Genomic DNA, 3,691 nt, shown 5'->3' with positions numbered 1-3,691 from the left:
AGCGAACCGACCCGGGCCACTCGTGGCCCGGGTCGGTTCGCTCATGGGTTCATGGTGGACCATCCCATGGACAACGCCCCCGCCGCCCGGGCCCGTTGCCTAGTGACGGAAGCCCAGCAGCCCGTGCAGGACCGAGCCGCGGGACCCGGGCGACGCCGACTTCCCCTTCAGCGGCTCGGGCTCGGGTGACTTCGCGCAGACCGCGTCGGCCGGCCCGGCGCCCCGCGGCACCGAGCCGCTGCTCAGGTACGCGGCCAGGTGCTTGTCCAGGCAGGTGTTGCCGCTCAGCGTGACGCCGTGGTTGCCGCCGCCCTCCTCCACCACCAGGCTGGAGCGGGCCAGCAGCCGGTGGACCGTCACACCACCTTGGTACGGGGTGGCCGCGTCGTCGGTCGCCTGGAACAGCAGCGCCGGCGGCAGCGTGCCGTTGGCGATGTCCACCGGCTTCAGCGGGGCCGTCGGCCAGAACGCGCAGGGCGCGTTGTACCAGGTGTTGTTCCAGGCCATCAGGGGCGCCTTCGCGTACACCTTCCAGCCGTCCGTACGCCATCGGTTCCAGTCGCGCGGCCAGGAGGCGTCACGGCACTGCACCGCCGTGTAGACGCTGTAGCCGTTGTCGCCCGAGGCGTCCACCGCGGCCACGTTCTCGTACGCCTTCACCAGCGGCCCGGTGTCCTTGCGGCGGACGTAGGCCGCGAACGCCTCGGCGAGGCGGGGCCAGTAGCCGTCGTAGTAGGCGCCGGGCATGAAGGTGTCCTCCAGCTCGGCGGCGCCGACCCTGCCCCCGGCCGGCTTCCTCGCCAGCGCCGACCGCATCGCGTACCACTGGGCCTCGATCTTCGCGGGGTCCCTGCCCAGCTTGTAGGTCGTGTCGTACCGGGCGATCCAGGCCATCAGCGCGCGGTGGCGGTCGTTGAAGGCGTAGTCCTGGGCGAGGTTGTCCTCGTACCAGACACCGGTGGGGTCGACGATCGAGTCCAGCACCAGCCGGTGCACCCGGCGCGGGTACAGCTTCGCGTAGACCGCGCCCAGGTAGGTGCCGTAGGAGTAGCCGAAGTAGCTGATCCGCGGCGCGCCGAGGGCGCGGCGGACGGCCTCCAGGTCCCGGGCCGCGCTGCCGGTGTCCAGGTACGGCAGGACGTCGGCGTACTTGCGGCCGCAGGCCCGGGCGAAGGACCTCGCGCGCTCCAGGTTGGCCCGCTCCAGCGCGGGCGTGCGCGGCACGGAGTCGGGGCGCACCGGCCGGAAGTGGCCGGGCGCGCAGTTCAGGGCCGGCGTGCTCCGGCCGACCCCGCGCGGGTCGAAGCCGATGATGTCGTACCGGGCCGCGACGCTCTTCGGCAGCGCCGAGGCGACATACCCGGCGAGCGTCAGGCCGCTGCCGCCGGGGCCGCCGGGATTGACCAGCAGCGGGCCCTGGGAGGCCCGCGCGGTGTGCGGGACGCGGGACAGGGCGAGGGTGATCTGCCGGCCCGACGGGTTCGCGTGGTCCAGCGGCACCTTCAGGGACGCGCACTGGAGCCGGGGCTGGTCGCTGGTGCCGCACTTCTTCCAGCTGAGCCCGGCCGGCCGGGCGGCCTGCGCGGGAGCGGCGGTGACCGAGCCGGCCAGCAGGGCTGCGGCCGTGGCCGCGCACAGCAGGGCTGCGCGTGATGTCATACGGGTCCTCCCGGGACGGAGGGGGTCGGCGAACCGCGAGGCTCACGGTTCTCGCCGGATCGTCCCGGAGTCGGGGCCCCGAAGAACCCGTTGTGGAGATAGTTGACCCAATTGGGCCGTGGGATGCCCTCTAACGCCCCCGGCCGGTCACAGGAGGCTGAGCTGGACCGGCTCCGGCCCGGCCGGGGCCTGCGCGGGTTCGGCCGGGCGGATCCGGCGGGCCAGGCCCGCGCGCGCCGGCCCGATGCCGTACTCCTGCGCCAGCTCGTGCACCTGACGGGTGATCCGGCGCTGGTACCACTTGGGGGCGTAGGCGCCCTCCGCGTACAGCCGTTCGTAGCGTCGCACCAGGTGCGGATGGTGCTGTGCGAGCCAGGCCATGAACCACTCCCGGGCGCCCGGGCGCAGGTGCAGCGCCAAGGGGGTGACGGAGGTGGCCCCGGCCGCCGCGATCGCCCGTACCGTGGCCCGCAGTTGGGCCGGGTCGTCGCTGAGGAACGGGATCACCGGCGCCATCAGCACCCCGCAGCCGATGCCGTGCTCGCCGAGGGTGCGGACCACGTCGAGCCGGCGCTCGGGCGCGGGCGTGCCCGGCTCCACCGTGCGCCACAGCCCGGTGTCCAGGAAGCCGACGGAGACCGAGATGCCCACGTCCGTCACCTCCGACGCCCGGACCAGCAGCTCCAGGTCGCGCAGGATGAGGGTGCCCTTGGTGAGGATCGAGAACGGGTTCGCGTGCTCGGTGAGCGCCGAGATGATGCCCGGCATCAGCCGGTAGCGGCCCTCGGCGCGCTGGTAGCAGTCGACGTTCGTGCCCATCGCCACGTGGTCGCCCTGCCAGCGGCGCGAGCCGAGCTGGCGGCGCAGCACGTCGGGGGCGTTCACCTTGACCACGATCTGGGTGTCGAAGCCGACGCCCGTGTCCAGGTCCAGATAGCTGTGCGTCTTGCGGGCGAAACAGTAGACGCACGCGTGCGTACAGCCCCGGTAGGGGTTGACCGTCCACTCGAACGGCATGCGCGAGGCGCCCGGCACCCGGTTCAGCACCGAGCGCGCCCGCACCTCGTGGAAGGTGATCCCGCGGAACTCGGGCGTGTCGAAGGTACGGGTGGTCACGGCGTCCGCGCCGAACAGCGCGGCGTCGGCGGCCCGGCCGTGTTCGCTCTCCTCCGTGAGGTTCTCCCAGCGCATGACGCCTCCTCGCTCGCACCGGCCCTCAGAATAGAACATCTGTTCCCATGATCGTGCGCACCCCGATTTGGGCGGCCGGGCGCCGGGGTGGTTGGCTTGCCCCAACCCCGAGGAACCAGGTCGTGGAGGAACGCAATGGCGCAGGTCGAGGCCACTACGGAGCGGGTCGTCGCGGCGGACGCGGAGAAGGTGTTCGACGCCCTCGCCGACTACCGCGGCACCCGGCAGAAGCTGCTGCCCGAGCAGTTCAGCGAGTACGAGGTGCGCGAGGGCGGCGACGGCGAGGGCACCCTCGTCCACTGGCGGCTCCAGGCCACCAGCAAGCGGGTGCGCGACTGCCTGCTGGAGGTCAGCGAGCCCACCGACGGCGAGCTGGTCGAGAAGGACCGCAACTCCTCCATAGTCACCACCTGGCGCGTCACCCCCGCCGGCGAGGGCAGGTCCCGCGTGGTCGTCACCACCACCTGGCAGGGCGCCGGCGGCATCGGCGGCTTCTTCGAGAAGACCTTCGCCCCCAAGGGCCTCGGCCGGATCTACGACGCCCTGCTCGACAAGCTCGCCGCCGAGGTCGAGAAGTAGCCCAACAGGCCACCGGTGCAAGGGCGTTGACCGCTGGTTGACCCCTTCACCGGTTCGAGTGGAACTCCGCCCCGTCCCGGGCGGTGCCGTAACTCGCCGCAGTCGCCCGCAGTTGTCGCCTCACGCGGGAAATACGACAGGTGCGACGAGGGGAGCGGTCCGTGCGCGGGACGACACTGGTGAAGCGCAAGCCGGTCGTGGCGCCGGCCGGCGAGGAGACCGTGGCCCCGCCGCCGTCCCCGGCGCCACGACCGGCTTGCGC

At 72.6% G+C, this 3,691-nt stretch carries 3 protein-coding genes; 1 reads left to right on the top strand and 2 read right to left on the bottom strand.

The window, feature by feature from the left end:
• Positions 1 to 99 precede the first annotated feature (99 nt).
• Complete coding sequence (locus tag CCN44_RS14850; RefSeq protein ID WP_086697901.1) at positions 100 to 1,659, bottom strand: alpha/beta hydrolase; 1,560 nt, start codon at positions 1,657 to 1,659, stop codon at positions 100 to 102.
• A 147-nt stretch (positions 1,660 to 1,806) separates the two neighbouring features.
• On the bottom strand, positions 1,807 to 2,850 hold the full coding sequence (locus CCN44_RS14845) for an Rv2578c family radical SAM protein (protein ID WP_059254207.1): 1,044 nt from the start codon (positions 2,848 to 2,850) through the stop codon (positions 1,807 to 1,809).
• 135 nt (positions 2,851 to 2,985) lie between these two features.
• Between CCN44_RS14845 and CCN44_RS14840 the strand changes: the two genes are divergently transcribed.
• Positions 2,986 to 3,429, top strand: coding sequence for an SRPBCC family protein (locus CCN44_RS14840; protein WP_086697900.1), 444 nt, complete (start codon positions 2,986 to 2,988; stop codon positions 3,427 to 3,429).
• The last annotated feature ends 262 nt before the right edge of the window (positions 3,430 to 3,691 follow it).

Origin of the sequence: Streptomyces tricolor, from assembly GCF_002155905.1 — a bacterium.
GTDB classification, from domain to species: Bacteria; Actinomycetota; Actinomycetes; order Streptomycetales; family Streptomycetaceae; genus Streptomyces; species Streptomyces tricolor.
Note: the sequence above shows the minus strand (reverse complement) of the source record. Positions and strands in the feature narration are given on the sequence as shown.

Coding starts and splice junctions, on each gene's coding strand:
- CCN44_RS14845 (WP_059254207.1), bottom strand. CDS start 2,850: ATGCGCTGGGAGAACCTCACGGAGGAGAGCGAACACGGCCGGGCCGCC.
- CCN44_RS14850 (WP_086697901.1), bottom strand. CDS start 1,659: ATGACATCACGCGCAGCCCTGCTGTGCGCGGCCACGGCCGCAGCCCTG.
- CCN44_RS14840 (WP_086697900.1), top strand. CDS start 2,986: ATGGCGCAGGTCGAGGCCACTACGGAGCGGGTCGTCGCGGCGGACGCG.